The sequence below is a fragment of the Dechloromonas denitrificans genome (assembly GCF_020510665.1).
GTDB classification, from domain to species: domain Bacteria; phylum Pseudomonadota; class Gammaproteobacteria; order Burkholderiales; family Rhodocyclaceae; genus Azonexus; species Azonexus denitrificans_B.
Genome location: NZ_CP075187.1, coordinates 422,193 through 442,875, shown reverse-complemented (window position 1 = coordinate 442,875; position 20,683 = coordinate 422,193). Strand labels below are relative to the sequence as shown.

Sequence of the window (20,683 nt, the reverse complement as noted above, 5' to 3'; positions counted from 1 at the left end):
CCCGGCCAAAAAACAATGACAAAAACATCGAAAGTCGCAAAAACCAAGACAACAAAAACTAAGACTTTATGGATAGAATTGCCCGCGTAACAAATTCGTACAATCCAGATTCCCCCAGCCAGGTCAAACAATGAAAAATAATCAGCCGGTCACTCAGCGGGAAGTTCCTTTCCCACCCAATACCTATCTGGTCTCACGCACTGACCTCAAAGGCATCATCGTTTACGCGAACGATGCCTTTGTCGACATCAGTGGCTTCAGTCGTGATGAACTGATCGGCAAGAACCATAACCTGGTCCGTCACCCGGACATGCCCGAAGCAGCCTTCCGCGATCTGTGGGCCACGGTCAAATCCGGCCTGCCCTGGCGCGGTCTGGTCAAGAATCGCTGCAAGAATGGAGATTTCTACTGGGTTGAAGCCTTCGTTGTCCCGCTCAAGAAAAATGGCGAAGTCACCGGCTACATGTCGGTTCGCACACCGGCAGACAGCAGCAAGCGCGCCATGGCCGAAGCCGCTTACGCGGCAGCGGGGCAAAAGGGCAGCCTGCCGACAACCGGCAAACGTACGCTGTCGTTGCAAACCAGGCTCTGGAGCGCAATTGCCGCGATTCTCGCAGTCATCACCCTGATCGGCATTTTTGGCCTGCAAGGCATTGCCGAAAGCAACGCACAACTCGATCGCATGTATCGGGAAAAACTGCTGCCGTCGAACACGACCAACCGGATGATGGCTTTGCTGGCCGACAACCGCGCCCAAATCATGCTCGGGCTGCAGCACGACAGCGGCAATCCGAATTCAAAACTGCACGATCACCCGCTCGGCATGCACATCGATGCCACACTGAAAAACCGCGAGGAGATCAACGCACTGCTCGAAGAGCTCAAGAAGCTGCCGCTCAACAGCAAAGAGCAGGAATTGCTCGGCAAATTCTCGGAAACACGCGAGCGTTTCTCGAAAGAGGGCATCAACCTGGCGCGCGGCATGCTGGCAGAAGGCAAATTCCTGCAAACCAACGAGTTGCTGCTGCTCAAGATCAACCCGCTGTACAACGAAATGCGCCAGGCCAGTGAAACCCTGATCAAGGAGTTTGCCAAGACCGCCGAAAGCAACTTTGCGGCGGCCGAAGAGCGCTACCAGACGACCCGCAACATCACGATCGGCGCACTGGTTTTCCTGTTGCTGCTGACGCTGGGCGGCGGGGCCTTGTTGATCAACGCCATCATCCGTCCGGTTCGCAAGGCGATCGTCCACTTCGAGCGCATTGCCGAAGGTCGCCTGACCGATGAAATCGACATCGGCGGCCGCGACGAGACCGGGCTGTTGCTGTGTAACCTGGCCTCGATGCAAGGCACGCTGAAAGCCATGCTCGACGATATCAATGCCGCCTCGAAAGCGATCGATACGCGCTGCAACCTGCTCGGCACCCAGATGAGCCAGGTTGCCGAACAATCGGTTCAGCAACAATCCAGCGCCGAAGGCGTGGCAGCGGCGACTGAAGAATTCAGCCAGTCGGTCCAGGAAGTGGCCAGCAATGCCCGCGATGCGGCTACTGCCGCCCACGCCTCGCAGAACCAGGTTCGGGAAAGCAATGCCAGCATCAACCAGAGCATGGCGGCGACCACCCGCGTGGTCGATGCAGTGCAGTCGTCCAACGCAACCATCGACCAGTTGAATCAGTCGATTGCCAAGATTGGCGATATCACCCGGGTCATCGCCGATATTGCCGGCCAGACCAACCTGCTGGCGCTCAATGCCGCGATCGAAGCTGCCCGCGCCGGCGAGCAAGGCCGAGGCTTTGCCGTCGTCGCCGATGAAGTGCGCAAACTGGCTGAACGGACCACGGTGTCGACCGCCGACATCAACCAGACGGTCAACGAGATCCAGTCGGTCACGGCACGCGCCGTCGCCAGCATGGATGTCGCTGCCAAGGAAGTCGATACCGGAATCGGCATGCTGCGTCAGAGCGTTGCCGGGCTGGAAGGCATTACGCAATCGTCCAGCCAGGTTTCCGAAATGGCCGAGCAGATTTCCGAAGCGGCGCGCCAGCAAGGCATCGCCAGCGAGGAAGTTGCGGTCAGCATGCAGCAGATCACCGACCTGGTTGAACAAAACACGGCATCGGCCCGCCTGGCCAAATCCGCCGCCGACGAACTGCTCGATACGGCACGTCAGCTCGACCAGTTGATTGCCGGCTTCGAGCTTTACCGCAAGTAAGCAGCAGACACGTAGAATGGGGCGCTTTCCTGCCCCATTCTACGATCATGATTCAGCCCCAGCCCAGCCCGCTTGCCTTGGGCATGCGATACCTCGCCCCCCTGCTGCTGGCGGCAGTCCTCACCCAAAGCGCACAGGCCGACGGCCTGCCGCCCAATGTTCTGAAGGCGCTGAAAAGCGCGCAGATTCCGGCAACCAACGTTGCCGTCGTCGTTCAGCCGGTAGACAGCAATACGCCGCTGGTCGCCCACAACGCTGGCCAGGCGATGAATCCCGCCTCGGTCATGAAGCTGGTCACGACCTATGCCGCACTCGACCTGCTCGGCCCGGCCTATACCTGGAAAACCACGGCATGGATCGAGAATGCTGCGGTCGACGGCATCCTGAACGGCAATTTGTATCTCAAAGGCAGCGGCGACCCGCACTTCGCCATCGAACATCTGGGGTCGCTGCTGCGCCAGTTGCGCGTCCGCGGCATCCAGCAGATCAACGGCGATGTCGTGCTCGACCGGACGGTATTCAATGTCCCGGCGATCGACCCCGGCGCTTTCGATGACAAGCCGATGCGACCGTACAACGTCGGCCCGGACGGGCTTTTGCTCAATTTCCGGGCGCTGCGCTTCACCTTGCAGCCGGACAACGGCAAGCCGCGCATCCTGCTGGAAACACCCAGCGAAGGGCTGCGCGTCGACAACCAGTTGCGCGCCGGCGAAGGCGGTTGCAGCAGCAACTGGAAAGACCTGATCAATGCCCGCCTGATCCCGGAAAACAACGGCAACCGTCTTGAATTCACCGGCACCTACAACGCCCTGTGCGGCGAAAGATCGCTCAATCTTTCGCCGTTACCGGCCGACGCCCAGGCCGGCGGGCTGATCCGCAGCCTGTGGAAGGAACTGGGCGGCAGCCTGAGCGGCCAGATTCGCGGCGGCACCGTGCCGGTCGGCGCCAAACTGCTGACCCAGCACGATTCGGCACCGCTCACCGCGGCGGTCAGCGACATCAACAAATACAGCAATAACGTCATGGCCCGCCAGGTTTTCCTCAGCCTCGGCAACAGCGATGTCCCAGCGACAGCCGAACGCGCTCGCCAGCGCATCGGCGAGTGGCTGAACAGTCGCGGTCTACGCTTCGCCGAGCTGGAAATCGAAAATGGCTCCGGCCTGTCGCGCCGCGAACGGATCAGCGCCGACAGCCTCAACAAACTGCTGCTCGACGCCTGGAAAAACCCGGTCATGCCGGAATTCATCGCCAGCCTGCCGATTGTCGGCATCGACGGGACGATGAAGAAACGCCTGAGCGGCTCCGATGCCACCGGTCGCGCCCACATCAAGACCGGCACGCTCGACGGCGTCAAGACCGGCGCCGGCTATGCCCTGGATGCGCAGGGGCGGCGCTATGCGGTGACCTTCCTGATCAACCACCCGAAAGCCCAGGCCGGCAGCGCGGCAATCGACGCGCTGCTGCTCTGGGTTGCCCAGCGCAGGCCGGGCGAAAAAACGCCGCTGCTGGAAAACGAATGAAGCCAGCCCTTTTCCCGGTCGACCGGCTGAATGCGGCAGGATTGAATCGCCAGGCGGTGTTCAACCTGGCGGACCTGCCGGCCGAGATTCGCCAGAAGCTGATGCCGCAAGCAGGTGAAACACAGCTCATCCTGCTCGGTCACGGCGGGCGACGCCTGTGGGAGTGTGTTGTGCCAACGGCCGGGGAGCGCAAGGATCCGATCGACGATCACTGCGTGGCAACGCTCCGGCAACTGTTTGCCGACGAACTGCCGGAACATCGCTATCGCATCCTCTACCCCGGCGAGCAGATCATCGGCCTGCAGGCGCTCGGCCAACTGGCCGGCTGGCATCATCCATCACCGTTCATGATCGGGGTCGATGCCCGCTGGGGGAGTTGGTATGCGTACCGCGCCGTGGTCTTGAGCGACACGGATTTTCCGGCCCAAACACCGGTCGACCGTGACAAACCGGCCGATCCGCCCTCGCCTTGCCTGTCATGTGTCGAACGCCCCTGCATCACGGCCTGCCCGGCCAGCGCACTGCTCGACGGCCACTTCGACCTGGCGCGCTGCAGCAGCTATCGCCTGCATGCCGATTCGCCTTGCGCCTTCACCTGCCTCGCCCGACTGGCCTGCCCGGTGGGTAGCGAACATCGCTACGATGCGGCGCAACTACATCACACGTATGGCCGCTCGCTACAGATGATCAGGCACTATCGCGCCCAGGCTTTCCGGTAGACTGCCGGCTTGATTTTCCCTGCCTGCCCAGCATGTCCCAGCAATCCGCCGTTCGCCATACCCTTTTCGAAGATGCCCAAGCCATTCTTGTTGCGCCGCTGTTCGTCGCCCTGGCCGTCCTGCTCTTTCGCCATGCCGGCCTGCTCACCGGCGGGACGATCGGCATTGCCTTCCTGATCCACTACATCAGCCACTGGCCGATCGGCTGGCTTCTGTTCATCATCAACCTGCCGTTTTATTACCTCGCCGTGCGCTCGATGGGCTGGCCTTTTGCCCTCAAGACACTGCTCTCGGTCAGCCTGCTGGCAATCTATACCGAAGTGCTGCCCTCGCTGATCAGCCTCAATTCGGTTGATCGCCTGTTCGCTGCCGTGATGGCCGGCTTCATGGCCGGTGTCGGGCTGCTCATCCTGATTCGCCACAAGGCCAGTCTCGGCGGCCTCGGGATTCTCGTCATTCATCTGCAAAACACCCGTGGCTGGCGGGCCGGCAAGCTGCAGATGGCGGCCGATGTGCTGATTCTTGCTGCCGCCGCCTTCATCCGCGACCCACTCAGCGTGGGCCTGTCGATCATCGGTGCGCTGGCGCTCAACCTGGTTATCGCGGTCAACCACAAATCCGGCCGATATATGGGTATCTGAGAGAGCCTCGGTAAGCGGGCTGAACAGGCGTTACAATGTAACAAATGGCGCAGCCCCCGGTTCGGCGAGGGCAAACAGACAGTCGTCCCGGAAAACTCCGCATGCATTCCAGTAACCAAAGCAAGGCGCCACAGCGCGACAAGAGCTTCCTTTCGAATCGGCAGCTCCCCTGGCTTGTCCTGGTCGTCGGACTGCTGACTACCTACATTTCCCAACGCGCCGCCCTGGACGATGCCAACCAGGCCTTGCAGGCCCGCTTCGATGCCCAGGCACAAAACATCGTCTTGCGCATCGAGCAGCGCCTGAATGCCTACAAACAGGTCTTGCGCGGCACCGCCGGCCTTTTTGCCGCGTCCCGCTCGGTCGAGCGCGACGAGTTTCGCGACTACGTCACAACCCTGCATCTGCAAGAAAGCTACATCGGCCTTCAAGGCATCGGCTATGCGCAACTGGTGCCCGCCCGAGACAAGGAGCGCCACATTGAAAATGTCCGCAAGGAAGGTTTTCCCGACTTCAGGATTCATCCCGAAGGAGAGCGCCCGGTCTATACCTCGATCATTTTTCTCGAGCCATTCAACGACCGGAATCTGCGGGCCTTCGGCTACGACATGTATGCCGAACCGGTTCGCCGTGCGGCACTCGACATCGCGCGCGAGACCGGGCGCCCGACCATTTCGGGGAAGGTTCGGCTGATCCAGGAAGATGGCCAGAAAACCCAGCCCGGCTTCCTGATGTTTTTCCCGGTCTACCTCAATGGCAGCAATCTGGATAGCGTCGAAGAACGACGGGTCAGCGCCGTCGGCTGGGTCTATTCGGCCTTTCGCATGGACGACATGATGCGCGGTCTGCTGGGCGATCAGGCCAAGGACATCGACATTGAAATCTTCGATGGCGAAGAAGCCGACCCGGATCACCTGATGTACGACAGCAACAGCAAACTCTCGCTGGCCAACCCTCATGTTTCGCATTACTCGGCCAGCCAGAAACTCTCGATCAACGGCCACGCCTGGGTGATTCGCCAGGAATCCCTACCATCGTTCGAAGCCATGATCGACACCGGGCGGGCAGTCGACATCAGGATTGCCGGCACACTGGGCAGCCTGCTCCTGAGCTTGATTCTCTGGGGCATGGTCAATAGCCGCGAACAGGCGATCCGGCGCGCCCAGAAAATCTCCGGCGACTACCAGGACAGCGAGGACCGCTGGAAATTTGCCATTGAAGGCAGCGGCGATGGCCTGTGGGACTGGAATATTGTCGGTGGCTCGGCGTTCTTCAGCCGGCGCTGGAAGGAAATGCTCGGTTTTGACGAGCACGAAATCGGTGACGGGCTTGAAGAATGGAGCCAGCGCGTACATCCGGACGACATGCCGGCTACCCTGGCGATCCTGCACGATTACCTGGATGGCAAGACAAGCCACTACCTCAGTGAACACCGCGTCAAATGCAAGGATGGCCGCTGGAAGTGGATACTCGATCGCGGCATGATCGTCAGCCGCAACGTTGATGGCAAACCCCTGCGCATGATCGGCACGCATACCGACATCACCCGCGAGAAAGAAGCGGCGCTGGCCCTGGAAGTGAGCAAGATTGCTGCCGAGAAAGCCTCCCGCCTGTTGATCGAGTCAATCAGCAGCATCACGCAGGGCTTCACTGTGTACGACGAAGAAGATCGCCTGCTGATCTGCAACGAAACCTATCGCCAGATTTACGAAACCAGCCGCGACCTGCTGGTCACCGGCACACGCTTCGAAGACATTCTGCGCCAGGGAATTGCACGCGGACAATATCCGGAGGCGCAGGCCGATCCTGAAGCATGGCTCAGAGAACGCATGCACCAGCACCAGAATGCCTGCGGCAAGATGCTCGAACAGCGCCTCGACGATGGCCGCTGGCTGTTGATCACCGAACAGCGCACACCAAGCGGCTATATTGCCGGTAGCCGGATCGATATCACCGAGCGAAAACTGGTCGAAATCGAACTGGAAAACCACCGCAACCATTTGCAGGAACTGGTCGAAATGCGCACGGCTGATGCAATTCAGGCCAAGGAAGCGGCCGAAGCCGCGAATCGTGCCAAGAGCACCTTCCTGACCAACATTTCCCATGAGTTGCGCACACCGATGCACGCCATCCTGTCGTTCGGCGGGCTGGGCCTGCAAAAATCCGTAGGGGATTCGGCGCCACTGCCGAAACTGAATGCCTATTTCGAGCACATCGTCGGCAGTGCATCGCGGCTGATGGTGCTGATCAACGACCTGCTCGATCTATCCAAGCTCGAGGCGGGCAAAATGTCCTTCAACATGCAACGGACAACACTCGAACAGATCATTCGCGATGCTGTGCGCGACATCGAAGTCCTGCGCCAGACAAAAGACATCGAACTCACCATTCACCCCTTGCCCGAAGGGCTTGCGCTGGTTTGCGACGCCTTCAAGCTCGGCCAGGTCCTGCGCAACATCCTGAGCAATGCCGTCAAGTTCTCGTCGGCCGGCAGCATGATCGAATTAACGGCGAAACCGGGCGAGCTTCCTGGCAAAGACCCGGGCGATCCGCCCGTAGCCGGCTTGACGATCGAAATCAGCGATCAAGGGATCGGCATACCACCGGAAGAACTGGAAGCCGTTTTCGATGAGTTCATCCAAAGCAGCAAGACTCGCACGGGCGCCGGCGGTACCGGCCTCGGCCTGGCAATTTGCCGGCAGATTCTCCATGCCCACGGCGGCAATATTTGCGCCTTGAACCAAGCCGAGGGCGGCACCAGAATTCGCTTCACGCTACCACTGGAACAAACCGGCCAGCCGGCTGCTGCGGTCGACCCGGTCTAGCCTAGCGAACGCTCGCCAAACAGGGCAACCCAGCCACGAATAACGCGATAGCCGACCCACAGACCCAGCACGGCAATCAGGATCCAGGCGAGCGGAATACCGATAATCGTCACGATCAACAGGCCATAGACCACCAGCCAGAGCAGCGTGAACCAGAAGGTTCGGATCTGCCACAGGAAATGGCTTTCCAGCCATGTACCACGCACCTCGCCACGTTTCAGGTAGTTGAGGAAGACGGCACAGAGCGAAGGCAAGCCAAAGACGAAACCGCCGGCCACCGTTGCCGCCGAGGTGATGCCGACAAAAACGGCGATGGCGTGCAAACCATAGATGAAGTGGGTTAATTGGACGAGCGAGGCGCGCACGCCATTCACTTCAACGACGGCAACGGGTTCCGACATGACTCAAACCTCCTGAAGATATTTCTGCATAAGCAAGGCCTGGCCCGCAGCCGGGTCCAGCACATAGGGCGCGAAACCGGCGCGCTCATACGACCGCATGGCCGGGCGATTATTCGCAAGAATTTCCAGCGTCAGCTTGCAGCAGCCAAGTTGCCGAGCCTGCATTTCGGCCCATTGTAGCAGCGCCTGGCCGATGCCCTGGCCACGCAGATCAGCATGGACGACGAGATCGTGAATATTGAGCAGCGGCTTGGCAGAAAAGGTGGAAAAGCCGGTAAAGCAGTTGATCAGGCCAACCGGTTTTTTGCCCAAAAACGCCAGTGCACCGTGGAAAGTCGGCAAGTTTTTCAGTTGTTCGACCAGATGCGTCCTGGCGTAATCGGCAAGCCCCTCGCCGCCGCCCATCGGGTCACGGGCGTAGTGTTCGAGCAAGTCGATGAAGGCTAGAGCATGCTGCGGCGAGGTCAGATCGGTCGGATAAATGGCAAGCGGGGAAGTCATCGACAGCAGCACCAGCGAAAAAGGGAGAGTACGCCATCTTAAAGCGCCCTCCCCCTTCGGACTCAACTCAGCGCAAAAACGGTTTCCGTCCCCTCGTCCCAGCCGTCCCACAGATAGTCATCGGCCTTGCCGTCGGCGATCAGGCGCAGGGCGTAATTGACCTGCTCCTTGTAGAAATCGCAGAAGGCACCGATCTTGTCCATGCCGCCGTTCATCTCGACCGCTTCAGCCGGGCACGGCGAGCCGCAGAAGTGGCGGATCGCGCAGTCGCCGCACGGGCTGAACCGGTCGACGTCACGCGTCGTCACCTCCTTGAAGGCAGCCGAAGCTAGCGCCGCCTCGACGCCGCCGGTCAGCAGGCTGCCGCCGTTGAAGCGCGGCAGGCCGATGAACTCGCTGCACGGGTAGAGGCTGCCGTCGGCGGCCAGCGCGAAGAAGGCACGGCCGCCGCCGCAGGGCGAGATGTCGCACATCAGCCGACGCGCCGTCGGGGCCAGAATGCCGATCAGGATATTGGCGAAATTGGCCACCATCAGCTTGCGCCCGGTTTCCTGGTAGAGCTCATAGGTCCGGTCCATCGCGGCGAAGAAGGCTTTGGCCATGTCGCCGTCGGCCGGCTTGACCCCACGGGCACCGGGCAAGGTGCAGCGCAGGGTGTTGAGCATGCAGGTCGGCACTTCATAGGCATGGAACAGTTCGACCATGCGCGTCAGGTAGGGCAGGTTTTCGGTCGTGCAGGTCGTGATGACGCTCCACGAGCCGTAGCCGCGCAGCTTCTCCATCGCCCGCAGCACCTTGGCGTGCACGCTCTTGCCGCCCCAGGTCCGCCGGGTGGCGTCGGTAATGTCCGCCACCGGACCATCCAGCGACAGGCCGATGCTGACATTGCGCGAGGTCAGGAAGTCGAGCGCCTTGTCGTCGAGCAAGGTGCCGTTGGTCTGCAGACCGAAGACGAAATCGTCGGCGAAGGCATCAATGGCTTCGAAGACGGCCGGCGCGTTCATCAGCGGCTCGGCGCCGTGGAAAATGGCCCGTGGCTTGCGGTCGGGCGGCATCACCGAACGGAAGTAGTCGCGCAGCTTGCCGAGCGAGGCGAGCAGCGTCTCGACCGGCATGTGGCTGCCGCCGCTGCGCTGGGTATCGGGCAGGTAGCAGTAGGTGCAGTTGAGATTGCAGCGCTCGGTCGGGTTCAAATAAACGCCGGAAGGTTTGAGGCCGAAGCGCAAGGCATGCAGCTCCTGCGCGAACTGTTCGGCCTTGGCGCCGTAGGCGGCAAGCAGCGCCGGATCGCGGCCGGCTTCGTGGGCCCGGGTCTTGTCGACCAGCGCCCAGAAGGCGGTTTGCGGATCGGTCACCGCAGCATAGACCGGGTGGCCGATATCGACCGGCTGGAAAAGCGTGCCGCGGGCGGCACGCTCGGTGAGCACTGCGTTCATTTGGCCGCCTTCCGGTCCATCAGCACATAGTGCGACAGGCCGATACCGTCCGGATTGCAGCTCTTGCGGATGGCGATGGTCGGGGCGACAGGCTGCGCTTGCTGCGCAGTGGCCGGCTGGGTTTCAACGGCGTTGGACGCGACTTGAGAGACGATCTGGGACATTTTCCACTCCTCGGGAAGACAAAAACAAAAAGGGCCCCGGCTGACCACACGTTTTTCGCATGCGGTCAGCCGGAGCCCTTGCCTTGGCTCCAGTCAGGAATCGAATCGTCTTCTGGCTTCCGGATCAGCCGAAGCGCTGCGCCTTCCCGGCGAGGTAAGCCTCGCAAGTGGCTGGTCTGGCGACCATGCAGTCTTCGTCCCCGGTTACAGCGGCGGGCCCGCCACGGATTTGCACCGTGTTCCGTATTTCGATTCCAACAGGAGCGCGGATTCTCTCAAGGCGGTGCGCTGTGGGTCAATCCATCCTAAAGGCCTAGTTCCTGCCACATTGAATCGACTCGCTTCTTGACGCCGTCGTCCATGACAATCGGCCGCCCCCATTCGCGCGTCGTTTCACCCGGCCACTTGTTGGTGGCATCCAGGCCCATCTTGGAGCCGAGGCCGGCCACCGGCGATGCGAAGTCGAGGTAGTCGATCGGCGTGTTGTCGACCAGCGTCGTGTCGCGCGTCGCGTCCATGCGCGTCGTCATCGCCCAGATCACTTCCTTCCAGTCGCGGATGTCGATGTCGTCATCCACCACGATGATCGTCTTGGTGTACATGAACTGGCGCAGGAAGGACCAGATGCCGAACATGATGCGCTTGGCGTGGCCGGGGTAAGCCTTCTTGATGCTGACGATGGCCATCCGGTACGAGCAGCCTTCCGGCGGCAGGTAGAAATCGACGATTTCCGGGTACTGCTTCTGGAGCAGGGGCACGAACACTTCGTTCAGCGCAACGCCGAGCACGGCCGGCTCGTCGGGCGGCTTGCCGGTGTAGGTGCTGTGGTAGATCGGCTTTTTGCGCATCGTGATGCGGTCGACCGTAAAGACCGGGAATTCGGCCTGCTCATTGTAGTAACCGGTGTGGTCGCCATACGGCCCTTCGAGCGCCATTTCATCGGGATGAATCACGCCCTCCAGCACGATTTCGGCCGAGGCCGGCACCTGCAGAGCCGAGCCGATGCATTTGACCAGTTCGGTCTTGCCGCCGCGCAGCAGGCCGGCGAACTGGTATTCCGACAGCGAATCCGGCACCGGCGTTACCGCGCCAAGAATGGTCGCCGGATCGCAGCCGAGCACGACGGCGACCGGGAAAGGCTGGCCGGGATTGGCCAGCTGGTGCTCGCGAAAATCGAGTGCGCCGCCGCGATGCGCCAGCCAGCGCATGATCACCTTGTTCGGGCCGAGCACCTGCTGGCGGTAGATGCCGAGATTCTGCCGGTTCTTGTGCGGCCCCTTGGTGACGACCAGGCCCCAGGTGATCAGCGGTGCGATGTCACCCGGCCAGCAATGCTGGATCGGCAGGCGCGCCAGATCGACATCCTTGCCTTCCCAGACGATTTCCTGGCACGGCGCGGTCGACACCGTTTTCGGTGCCATATTCAAAACCTGCTTGAGGATGGGCAGCTTGTCCCAGGCATCCTTGAGGCCTTTCGGCGGCTCCGGCTCCTTCAGGTAGGCGAGCAGCTTGCCGACCTCGCGCAAGGCCTGCACCGACTCCTCGCCCATGCCGAGCGCAACGCGTTTGGGCGTGCCGAACAGGTTGGCGAGGACCGGAATGTCGTGCCGGGTCGAACCGCTGACCGGCTGCTCGAAGAGAATGGCCGGCCCCTCGGCGCGCAACACGCGGTCGCAGATCTCGGTCATTTCGAGGCGCGTATCGACGTCGACCGTGACACGCTTCAATTCACCGGTCTTTTCCAGTTGCGACATGAAGTCGCGCAAGTCGTGATATTTCATTTGAGCCAGAAATCCAGTGCAATGCCGACAAAAATCACCGCGCCGACATAGTTGTTATGCAAGAAAGCCTTGAAGCACGCCATGCGCTCGCGCCGACGAATCCAGCGGTAATGAACCGCCATGATCCCGGCAGCAATGCCCAGCGCCAGAAAGAAAACCGGGCCACAACCCCGCCCATGGCCAATCCAGCCAAGCAGCAGCAAGGTCATGCCGTAGCAGGCCATGACCGCTGCCACATCGAACCGGCCAAAAGTAATCGCCGACGTCTTGATGCCGATTTTCAGGTCATCGTCACGGTCGACCATGGCATATTCGGTATCGTAGGCGACCGCCCAGAAAACATTGGCCAGCAGCAGCCACCAGGCTTCGGCCGGCACCTGACCGAGTTGTGCGGCGTAGGCCATCGGGATGCCGAAACCAAAGGCAATCCCCAGATACGCTTGCGGAATGGCCAGGAAGCGCTTGGTAAAAGGATAGCTCGCAGCCAGGAAGACGGCCGGGATCGACAAGGCGATTACCAGCGGATTGCCGAGCATCAGGACGAGCGCAAAAGCCAGCAGGGAAAGACCGGCAAACAGGGCCATGGCTTCTCGAACCGTCACCCGCCCAGCCGTCAGGGGACGCTCCCGGGTACGCTCGACATGCTTGTCGAAATCACGGTCGGCATAATCGTTGATCACGCATCCGGCCGAACGCATCAGCACGGTGCCAAGCACGAATACCGACAGGACCGTCCAGTCAGGCCAGGCCGCCGCGGCCAGCCACAACCCCCAGAGGGTCGGCCAAAGCAACAGCAGGATGCCGATCGGCTTGTCGAGCCGCATCAGCTTTGTATAAAGATCGAGTTTTTCAATCACAAATCGAATATTTGTCACAACCATGTCGGAACATGTCCCTTGAACAAGCCGACAGTATGGCGGCGATATAGCAAAGACGCGAGTTTTCGAGGGAAAGAGATGATTCTATTAAAGTGCCGCCAAAGTGGGTAAAAGTGCAATTGCAGTTCCATTACAACTAGAACAGAATAAGCTGTCAGTAATAAGCCGACCATGGAGACTGATCGGCTGATCGGCCATAAACCCAAAAACAACCAAGGGGCTTCAACCATGAACATCAAACAAAGACTCGTCTTGCTGCTGGCTTTATCAGTCATTGCCTTGTTGGCAGTCGGCGGATTCGGACTGCGCGGCATCATCATCGAACAAGATGCGATCGAAGACATCGGTGGCAACAGAATGCCTTCAGTCATGGCTTTGCTGACCTTCAAGGAAGCCATTACCAATCTCTCGAGAAGCACCTACCAGACAATGACGCTGCACAGCGGCATCAGTGCGGAAAAAAAACGCACCGAGATGGAAGTAATCAGGCAACGGAAGCAAGATGCGAACAAGACATTGGCCGAATCAAGTAAGGCTTATGAAGCGACCTATGCCGATGCAACAGAACAAGCCTTGTGGAATGAAGCCAAACGACACTTGGGCCAATGGCTGGAGGCCGAAGGCCAGATTGTTCGTGCCGAGGAAAAACTCAGCAAGGCCACAACAGATGAAGCCTTCAATAGCCAAACCAACGAAATACGTGAATTAATTGCACAGCGTCGGACGCTGACCAAAATGCTGAACGACAGCTTGCAAAAGGTTATCGACCTCAATCTGACAGAAGGTCAGAAATCTTTCAAAATGGCTCAGCAAGCAGCCAGCGATGCCAAGCAGGCGGCAATTATCGTGATCACGCTGTCGGCGATACTGATCGTCGGGTTCGGTCTGTCCATCCTGCGTGCCATCATGCGTCCGATCGACATTGCCCGCGACACGGTGGTCGAGATTGCTGCGACCAACGACCTGACCAAACGCGTCGCATACACCGCCAGCGATGAAATCGGCAGCATGGTCAGCGCGCTCAACCGAATGCTGGAAAAGGTGCAAACCTCGATGCACAGCATTCAAGACAGTATGGGAGAGGTCAAGGGAGCTGTCTCGGCCCTCTCGATCGCCTCGAACGAGGTTGCCACCAGTTCAGCCAGCCAAAGCTCTGCCGCTGCCTCGATGGCAGCCAACATCGAGGAACTGACGGTTAGCATCAACACCGTCAGCGACAGCGCCGGCGACGCCCGGAAACTGGCCACCGAATCGGCCGATATTTCCGAAGAAGGTGGTCAGATCATTCAGCGGACAGTCGATGAAATGGGCACGATCAGTGAAACAGTGTCTCGTGCCTCATCCGTCATCGAGTCGCTCGGCAAGGATGCCGACCAGATTTCTGCCGTTGTTCAGGTAATCAAGGATGTGGCCGACCAGACCAACCTGCTTGCACTCAATGCGGCGATCGAGGCCGCCCGTGCCGGCGAACAGGGTCGCGGTTTTGCCGTGGTGGCGGATGAGGTCCGGAAACTGGCCGAGCGGACGACCAAGTCCACCCTGGACATTGCCGGCATGGTCAATACCATCCAGCAATCAGCTAACAAAGCCGTGGGCGAAATGCAGCAAGTGGTCGGCCAGGTGGCACAAGGCCGCGAACTGGCCAACAACGCCGGGCTGCGGATGAACAATATCCAGCAATCGGCCCAGCACGTCACGGCAGCCATCGTCGACATCAGCAGCGCGCTCAAGGAACAGAGCATTGCCAGCCAGGATATCGCCCGCCACGTCGAGAACATCGCCCAGATGACCGATGAAAACCATGCGGCAGCGGATCACACGGCGGATAGCGCCCGTCGCCTCGATACGCTGTCACAGGACGTCGCGCAGGTTATTTCCAGCTTCCGCGTATAAAGCAGGGATGCTGGCCGCTCCCGGCGGCCAGCATCGCAACTAGCCGGCCCGTCGGCGCAACCAGCGAACCATGGCCGCGCCGTATTCGGGCTGCAAACGGTGAATCACCCCGGCCAGCAGCGCATTGGCCAGCGCCGCGATGGCAAACAGTCCGGCCAGCGACAAACCGGCACTCAATGCCGCAGCCGCGCTCAAGGCACCAAAAACCATGAAGGCAGCGTTCAGGATATTGTTTGCCGCAACAATACGGGCCCGCTGCTCGACCGGGCTACGTAATTGCATCAAGGCGTAGAGCGGCACGATGAACAATCCGCCGAATCCGCCGAGCATCAGCAAGTCGAATAGTGCGCGCCAGACAGCGGGCGTTTGCAGCAGTTGGACGAGCGCTTGCCCGGTGGCTGCGGTCGACGCCGAAATTTCGGCCAATTCGTGGGTAACCCAGGCAAAATCCAGCCCGAACACGGTCAGGCCGATTGCCCCGAGCGGCACCAGCCCCGGTTCGAGATGTCGCCCGGAAAGGCGCTCGCACAGCATCGAACCAACGCCGATACCGATCGTGAAGGTGGCCAGCAGCAGCGTTACGGTAGACTCGCTGCCACTCAGCACGCTGCGCGCATAGGCCGGAAACTGGGCGAGGAAAAGCGCGCCATAGAGCCAGAACCATGAGATGGCGATCAAGGCGATGAAAATCACCCGATCATTTCTTGCCAGACGCAGGTTACGCACCGTTTCGCTCAATGGATTGAGGTTGACCGCAAGATTGGGCACCGGCGCCGGCGCTGCCGGAATCTGACGACTCGCCAGGTAGCCGGCCCCAGCCACGAGCAGGCCGCCGACGGCAATCCAGGCCGGCGCATCGACGGCCCCTGCCAGCAAGGCGCCGATCAGCGTTCCGGCCAGAATGGCGACAAAGGTTCCGGCTTCGATCCAGGCATTGCCGCCGATCAATTCATCCTCGCGCAAATGCTGGGGCAGGATGGCGTACTTCACCGGGCCGAAAAGCGTCGAGTGCATGCCGAGCAAGAACAAGGCACCCATCAGCACCACCAGGCTGTGTAGCCAAAAACCAAGGGCTGCAACCAGCATGATCAGCATTTCAAGCAACTTGACGGCACGCGCCAGCAGCGCCTTGTCGTATTTGTCGGCCAGTTGCCCCGCCGTTGCAGAGAACAGGAAAAAGGGCAGCATGAAAATGCCGGCCGCCAGATTGGCCAGCAGGCCGGGAGAAAGCGTGCTCCAGCCTGTCGCATGAAAGGTCAGCAAGACAACCAGCGCATTCTTGAACAGGTTATCGTTGAAGGCACCGAGAAACTGGGTGACAAAAAAGGGGGCAAAACGGCGTGTGCCAAGCAGGTGGAATTGCCCGCCAACCTCTTCCTGCTGTGCGCTTTGCGTCATTTCTGCGCTACCCTTTCATCTCAAAATTCAGAACAAGCTGCATTATCCCCGACCTATGCTTAATTCCCGCTCCGAATATCTCGACACCACGGGCTGCCGCCTGCACATCCGCCGCTGGGGCAATCCCGACGCCCCGACACTGTTCCTGCTGCATGGCTGGATGGATGTTTCCGCCGGTTTCCAGTTTGTCATCGACCAGCTGAAAGAGGACTGGAACATCATCGCCCCCGACTGGCGGGGTTTTGGTCCGAGCCAATGGCTGGAGCGCCCCTATTTCTTCGTCGAACACCTCGGCGACCTCGATGCCATTCTCGACCACTACGCCCCCAACGAAGCGGTCCGCCTGGCCGGCCACAGCATGGGCGGCATTCTCGCTTGCCTCTACGCCGGCATCCGTCCGGAGCGCGTCGCCCGCGTGATGACATTGGAGGGTTTCGGGATTGCTCCTACCACCCCGGAGATGGCGCCGGAACGCTACGAAAAATGGCTTGAAACGCTGAAAAAGCCACCGCGCATGCATGTTTACGCCGACCGGCCGGCCTTTGCCAGCCGCTTGCTGCGCGACAACCGTTTCCTGGCTGCCGAACGAGCCGAATTCCTCTCGCACCATCTCGCCCGCGAAGGTGACGGCGATGACCGGCATGGCATCAGGAAGCATGGCATCGTCTGGAATGGCGACCCATGGCACAAGGCTTCCGGCCCTTATCTTTTCCGCCTGGAAGAGTCGATGGCGGTCTGGAAACAAGTCACTTGCCCGGTACGCTGGGTGGCCGGATGCCAGTCGTGGGTAATCAAGGAATACGCCACCCGGCCGGGTGACTGGGAGGCCCGCCAACAGTGCTTTGCCACGGTCGACGAAGTCTGGATCGACCAGGCTGATCACATGCTGCATTATGATCAGCCGGAAGAAGTCGCACGACAGATCGAAGCGTGGTTCAAACAAGCAGCAAAAAATGAGGGAATGCCACCATGTCCACCATCAGAATGACGACGCCTGCCCTGGCCTTGCTCGGCGCGCTGACACTCAGCGCCTGCATGCCGATGTACGGGCCGGGCTGGGAAAACGAACACCCGCCGGTTGCCTATTCGCGTGACTTGTATCCCGGCTATGGCCAGGTGCAATCCATCGAGCCGGTACGTCACGAATCGGGCAACAGCATCGGCATCGGGGCGATTGCCGGTGCCGTGGTCGGAGGACTGATCGGCCATCAGGTCGGTGAAGGCAAGGGCAATACGGCGGCAACCGTGATCGGAGCAGCCGGCGGTGCGCTGATTGGACACCAGCTCGAAAAGCAGACGCAAAGCGAACAACTGCGCATTGGCATCCGCATGGAAAACGGGGCCTATCAGCAGTTGATCGCCAACGACGAACGGATCGACCTGCGCCCGGGCGACCGGATTCATATCGATCGCGACGGGGCGATCCGGCGCTATTGAAGCCGGCTTGGGTCTGGCAGCGAAAGCCTAGGACTTCAGCAGTTCTTCGCGCGAGCCAAGCCAGCGTTTGAGATGGCGCTCGGCCTGAGCGGGGTGCCGGGTCAGCATGTCTTCGGCGACGGTTCGTGCCATTTCAACCAGATCGGCATCCATTTCCAGATCGGCATAGCGCAGCAACGGCACGCCGCTTTGCCGGCTGCCGACGAACTCGCCCGGCCCGCGTATCTGCAGGTCCTGACGGGCAATCTCAAAACCGTCGGTATTCTCGTAGATGATCTTGAGACGCTGCCGGGCGATTTCACCGAGTGGCCCGGCATAGATCAGCACACAGCTTGATTCGTACTGGCCGCGCCCGACCCGCCCGCGCAACTGGTGCAGCTGCGACAAGCCGAAACGCTCGGCATGCTCGATCACCATCAGGCTGGCATTCGGCACATCGACCCCAACCTCGATCACCGTCGTCGCGACCAGCACATCGATCTCGCCCGCAGCAAAGGCGAGCATCACCGCCTGCTTTTCATCGGCCTTCATCCGGCCATGCACCAATCCCACGGTCAACGCCGGCAAATCGGCCAAAAGCTGCGTATAGGTATCCTGCGCCGTCTGCAACTGCAACGCTTCCGACTCCTCGATCAGGGGACAGACCCAATACGCCTGGCGGCCTTCCTCAACCAGTTTCTTGACGAAACCGACGACATCCTCACGCCGGCTGTCGGCCACCAGCCGGGTCTTGATCGGCGTGCGCCCGGGCGGCAATTCGTCGAGTACGGTGACATCGAGATCGGCGTAATAGCTCATTGCCAGCGTGCGCGGAATCGGTGTCGCCGACATCATCAACTGGTGCGGATTGTTGCCCTTGTTGCGCAGGGCCAGCCGCTGCGCCACGCCGAAACGATGTTGTTCATCGACAATCGCCAGACCGAGCTTGGCAAAATCGACGCCGTCCTGAATCAGCGCATGGGTGCCAACGACCAGTTGCGCCTCGGCTGCCGTCGCGGCAAGTTGCTCACGCTTGGCCTTGCTCTTCAGGCTGCCCGAAAGCCAGGCGACCCGGACACCCAGCGGCGCCAGCCAGTCTTTCAATTTCAGATAATGCTGTTCGGCCAGAATTTCGGTCGGCGCCATGAACGCCGCCTGCCAGCCGGCCGAGATCGCCTGACAAGCCGCCAGAGCCGCAACAATGGTTTTGCCGGCCCCGACATCGCCTTGCAGCAAACGCTGCATCGGATAAGGCTGGGCCAGATCACCGGCAATTTCGGCCATCGCCCGTAACTGCGCGCCAGTCAGCCCGAAAGGCAGTTGATCGAGCAGGCGGGCACCCAGATTGTCGCGCGCCACCAGCACCGGGGCGCCTTTCTCGCGGCGCGCCAGGTAGGCCCGGCGCAGGCACATCTGCTGGGCCAGTACTTCATCGAACTTGACGCGCCGCCAGGCCGGGTGATTGCGCGCATGCAAAGTGTCAAGATCGGTCCCCGGCGGCGGCTTGTGCAGAAAGCGCAGACTGCGCGCCAGGCCGGGCAGCTTCAACTGCTGGCGCAGTTCGTCCGGCAGGGTGTCGGACAGATCGCCAACGGCCAGCGCCTTGCCGATCAGCTTCTGCAATGCCGAATTGGCGACGCCTGCGGTCGACGGATAAACCGGGGTCATTTCGGTCGGCAGGGCATCATCTTCGGCAACCTTGCGGAAACGCGGATGCACCATCTCGGCCCCGAAAAACCCGCCGCGCACCTCGCCAAAAGCCCTGACTCTCGCCCCCGCCGACAGTGCCGCCTGCTGGCTGGGATAAAAGCTGAAAAACCGCATGGTCAGTTCGCCGCTCTCATCCCGGGCATGGACGACCATCTGCCGGCGCGGTCTGAACTGCACCTCGCAGGAGCTGACCTCGACCTCGACCTGTACCGCTTCACCCCAGGGCGCCCGGGCAACCGGAACGATCCGGGTTTCATCCTCGTAGCGCAGCGGCAGATGAACCAGCAAATCGGCCTCGCTGTGGAGGCCGATCTTTGCCAGTTTCTTGCGCAAGGCCTCCGGAGCACGAATCGGTGGCGACATGGCCGGAGAAACGGGGAGCGAACTCCCGGTTTCGTTCATCAGCCGATAAACATCACGGCATCGGCCTCAACCAGCGCGCCACGCGGCAGCTCCTTGACACCGACCGCGGCACGGGCCGGAAACGGTTCGCTGAAATAACGTGCCATGGTTTCATTAACTTTGGCGAAATTGGCCAGATCGGTTAGGAAGACATTGAGCTTGACGACATCGGCCAGTGAGCCGCCGGCCGCTTCGGCCACGGCCTTGAGATTGTCGAAAACGCGAACGATTTGTGCGTCGATGCCGTCTACCATCTGCATGGAAGCCGGATCGAGGCCGATCTGCCCGGACATGTAAACGGTATCGCCAACCCGAACGGCTTGCGAATAAGTGCCGATGGCGGCGGGAGCGTTGGACGTGGCAATGATGGTTTTGGCCATGAGTAGCTTTCTGTATCCGGATTGGAAAAACCTTATTTTAGCCTTGGAGCACCATGAATCCACGTATCGAATCCCTCGAAAAAATGCTCGGCGGCCCGCGCGACGGTGCCCTGCTCCGTTTTTCCCTGGGCAATGAATATCTCAAGGAAGGCAATGCCGCTGAAGCTGGAAAATGCTTCCAGGCCGCCGTCGACCGCGACAAAAACTACTCGGCCGCCTGGAAGGCACTCGGCAAGGCACGCAGCGAAACAGGCGACCATCAAGGCGCCCTGGATGCTTACGAACAAGGCATTGCCGTCGCCGAAGCACGCGGTGACATACAAGCCGCCAAGGAAATGACCGTCTTTGCCCGCCGCCTGAAGATCGCGCTGGCAGAACGATCAATCAGCATTTCATGAGCCAG

Annotated in this window: 18 protein-coding genes and 1 riboswitch; of the genes, 9 read left to right on the top strand and 9 right to left on the bottom strand. The window is 60.5% G+C overall.

All coding sequences use genetic code 11. The features are described from left to right. The first annotated feature begins 130 nt into the window (after positions 1-130). The 5 genes from KI614_RS02150 to KI614_RS02130 all read left to right on the top strand — a co-directional run bounded on the left by KI614_RS02150 (position 131) and on the right by KI614_RS02130 (position 7,920). Positions 131-2,215, top strand: coding sequence for a methyl-accepting chemotaxis protein (locus KI614_RS02150; RefSeq protein WP_226407524.1), 2,085 nt, complete (start codon positions 131-133; stop codon positions 2,213-2,215). An 83-nt stretch (positions 2,216-2,298) separates the two neighbouring features. Then, complete coding sequence (gene dacB, locus KI614_RS02145; protein ID WP_226407522.1) at positions 2,299-3,735, top strand: D-alanyl-D-alanine carboxypeptidase/D-alanyl-D-alanine-endopeptidase; 1,437 nt, start codon at positions 2,299-2,301, stop codon at positions 3,733-3,735. Then, positions 3,732-4,454, top strand: a complete 723-nt coding sequence (locus KI614_RS02140; RefSeq protein ID WP_226407520.1) for a hypothetical protein — start codon at positions 3,732-3,734, stop codon at positions 4,452-4,454. Before dacB ends, KI614_RS02140 begins: the two co-directional genes overlap by 4 nt. 32 nt (positions 4,455-4,486) lie before the next feature. Continuing rightward, entirely contained in the window at positions 4,487-5,095 is a 609-nt protein-coding gene (locus tag KI614_RS02135; RefSeq protein WP_226407518.1) for a YitT family protein, read from the top strand. Positions 5,096-5,196: 101 nt separating this feature from the next. Next, positions 5,197-7,920, top strand: coding sequence for a CHASE domain-containing protein (locus tag KI614_RS02130; RefSeq protein ID WP_226407516.1), 2,724 nt, complete (start codon positions 5,197-5,199; stop codon positions 7,918-7,920). On the opposite strand, the gene KI614_RS02125 is transcribed toward KI614_RS02130, so the two are convergent. The 6 genes from KI614_RS02125 to ubiA form a co-directional block, all read right to left on the bottom strand. Next, positions 7,917-8,321, bottom strand: a complete 405-nt coding sequence (locus KI614_RS02125) for a DUF4870 family protein (protein WP_226407514.1) — start codon at positions 8,319-8,321, stop codon at positions 7,917-7,919. The two genes, KI614_RS02130 and KI614_RS02125, sit on opposite strands and share 4 nt — an antisense overlap. Positions 8,322-8,324: 3 nt before the next feature. Beyond that, a complete protein-coding gene (locus KI614_RS02120) occupies positions 8,325-8,822 on the bottom strand; it encodes a GNAT family N-acetyltransferase (protein WP_226407512.1) in 498 nt (165 codons plus the stop codon). Positions 8,823-8,884: 62 nt separating this feature from the next. Further along, complete coding sequence (gene cbpB, locus KI614_RS02115; protein ID WP_226407510.1) at positions 8,885-10,258, bottom strand: peptide-modifying radical SAM enzyme CbpB; 1,374 nt, start codon at positions 10,256-10,258, stop codon at positions 8,885-8,887. Beyond that, entirely contained in the window at positions 10,255-10,422 is a 168-nt protein-coding gene (gene cbpA, locus KI614_RS02110; protein WP_226407508.1) for a modified peptide precursor CbpA, read from the bottom strand. The genes cbpB and cbpA overlap by 4 nt, the downstream gene beginning before the upstream one ends. A gap of 84 nt (positions 10,423-10,506) precedes the next feature. Further along, positions 10,507-10,696: riboswitch (cobalamin riboswitch) on the bottom strand. A 31-nt stretch (positions 10,697-10,727) separates the two neighbouring features. Next, positions 10,728-12,203, bottom strand: a complete 1,476-nt coding sequence (gene ubiD / locus KI614_RS02105; RefSeq protein WP_226407506.1) for a 4-hydroxy-3-polyprenylbenzoate decarboxylase — start codon at positions 12,201-12,203, stop codon at positions 10,728-10,730. Beyond that, positions 12,200-13,084, bottom strand: a complete 885-nt coding sequence (ubiA, locus tag KI614_RS02100) for a 4-hydroxybenzoate octaprenyltransferase (RefSeq protein WP_226407503.1) — start codon at positions 13,082-13,084, stop codon at positions 12,200-12,202. Before ubiA ends, ubiD begins: the two co-directional genes overlap by 4 nt. A gap of 225 nt (positions 13,085-13,309) precedes the next feature. On the opposite strand from ubiA, the gene KI614_RS02095 reads away from it, so the two are divergent. Next, positions 13,310-14,974 (top strand): methyl-accepting chemotaxis protein, encoded by a 1,665-nt coding sequence (locus KI614_RS02095; protein WP_226407501.1) that lies wholly within the window; start codon positions 13,310-13,312, stop codon positions 14,972-14,974. Positions 14,975-15,013: 39 nt separating this feature from the next. On the opposite strand, the gene KI614_RS02090 is transcribed toward KI614_RS02095, so the two are convergent. Further along, complete coding sequence (locus KI614_RS02090) at positions 15,014-16,372, bottom strand: MFS transporter (RefSeq protein WP_226407499.1); 1,359 nt, start codon at positions 16,370-16,372, stop codon at positions 15,014-15,016. Between the two features lie 55 nt (positions 16,373-16,427). Here KI614_RS02090 and KI614_RS02085 point away from each other — a divergent pair, with 55 nt between their 5' ends. Further along, complete coding sequence (locus KI614_RS02085) at positions 16,428-17,360, top strand: alpha/beta fold hydrolase (protein WP_226407497.1); 933 nt, start codon at positions 16,428-16,430, stop codon at positions 17,358-17,360. Continuing rightward, entirely contained in the window at positions 17,342-17,809 is a 468-nt protein-coding gene (locus KI614_RS02080; protein ID WP_226407495.1) for a glycine zipper 2TM domain-containing protein, read from the top strand. The genes KI614_RS02085 and KI614_RS02080 overlap by 19 nt, the downstream gene beginning before the upstream one ends. A 27-nt stretch (positions 17,810-17,836) precedes the next feature. Here the strand turns inward: KI614_RS02080 and recG are convergent, their stop codons facing one another. Continuing rightward, the gene (gene recG, locus KI614_RS02075) at positions 17,837-19,861 is read right to left on the bottom strand and encodes an ATP-dependent DNA helicase RecG (protein ID WP_226409209.1); all 2,025 of its coding nucleotides are present in this window, start codon (positions 19,859-19,861) and stop codon (positions 17,837-17,839) included. Between the two features lie 38 nt (positions 19,862-19,899). After that, entirely contained in the window at positions 19,900-20,280 is a 381-nt protein-coding gene (locus KI614_RS02070) for a RidA family protein (RefSeq protein ID WP_226407493.1), read from the bottom strand. Positions 20,281-20,333: 53 nt separating this feature from the next. On the opposite strand from KI614_RS02070, the gene KI614_RS02065 reads away from it, so the two are divergent. After that, complete coding sequence (locus KI614_RS02065; protein WP_226407491.1) at positions 20,334-20,678, top strand: hypothetical protein; 345 nt, start codon at positions 20,334-20,336, stop codon at positions 20,676-20,678. Positions 20,679-20,683 lie beyond the last annotated feature (5 nt).

Coding starts and splice junctions, on each gene's coding strand:
- ubiD (WP_226407506.1), bottom strand. CDS start 12,203: ATGAAATATCACGACTTGCGCGACTTCATGTCGCAACTGGAAAAGACC.
- cbpB (WP_226407510.1), bottom strand. CDS start 10,258: ATGAACGCAGTGCTCACCGAGCGTGCCGCCCGCGGCACGCTTTTCCAG.
- KI614_RS02080 (WP_226407495.1), top strand. CDS start 17,342: ATGTCCACCATCAGAATGACGACGCCTGCCCTGGCCTTGCTCGGCGCG.
- KI614_RS02125 (WP_226407514.1), bottom strand. CDS start 8,321: ATGTCGGAACCCGTTGCCGTCGTTGAAGTGAATGGCGTGCGCGCCTCG.
- KI614_RS02140 (WP_226407520.1), top strand. CDS start 3,732: ATGAAGCCAGCCCTTTTCCCGGTCGACCGGCTGAATGCGGCAGGATTG.
- KI614_RS02150 (WP_226407524.1), top strand. CDS start 131: ATGAAAAATAATCAGCCGGTCACTCAGCGGGAAGTTCCTTTCCCACCC.
- cbpA (WP_226407508.1), bottom strand. CDS start 10,422: ATGTCCCAGATCGTCTCTCAAGTCGCGTCCAACGCCGTTGAAACCCAG.
- KI614_RS02095 (WP_226407501.1), top strand. CDS start 13,310: ATGAACATCAAACAAAGACTCGTCTTGCTGCTGGCTTTATCAGTCATT.
- ubiA (WP_226407503.1), bottom strand. CDS start 13,084: ATGGTTGTGACAAATATTCGATTTGTGATTGAAAAACTCGATCTTTAT.
- KI614_RS02120 (WP_226407512.1), bottom strand. CDS start 8,822: ATGACTTCCCCGCTTGCCATTTATCCGACCGATCTGACCTCGCCGCAG.
- KI614_RS02130 (WP_226407516.1), top strand. CDS start 5,197: ATGCATTCCAGTAACCAAAGCAAGGCGCCACAGCGCGACAAGAGCTTC.
- KI614_RS02090 (WP_226407499.1), bottom strand. CDS start 16,372: ATGACGCAAAGCGCACAGCAGGAAGAGGTTGGCGGGCAATTCCACCTG.
- KI614_RS02135 (WP_226407518.1), top strand. CDS start 4,487: ATGTCCCAGCAATCCGCCGTTCGCCATACCCTTTTCGAAGATGCCCAA.
- dacB (WP_226407522.1), top strand. CDS start 2,299: ATGCGATACCTCGCCCCCCTGCTGCTGGCGGCAGTCCTCACCCAAAGC.
- KI614_RS02070 (WP_226407493.1), bottom strand. CDS start 20,280: ATGGCCAAAACCATCATTGCCACGTCCAACGCTCCCGCCGCCATCGGC.
- KI614_RS02065 (WP_226407491.1), top strand. CDS start 20,334: ATGAATCCACGTATCGAATCCCTCGAAAAAATGCTCGGCGGCCCGCGC.
- recG (WP_226409209.1), bottom strand. CDS start 19,861: ATGTCGCCACCGATTCGTGCTCCGGAGGCCTTGCGCAAGAAACTGGCA.
- KI614_RS02085 (WP_226407497.1), top strand. CDS start 16,428: ATGCTTAATTCCCGCTCCGAATATCTCGACACCACGGGCTGCCGCCTG.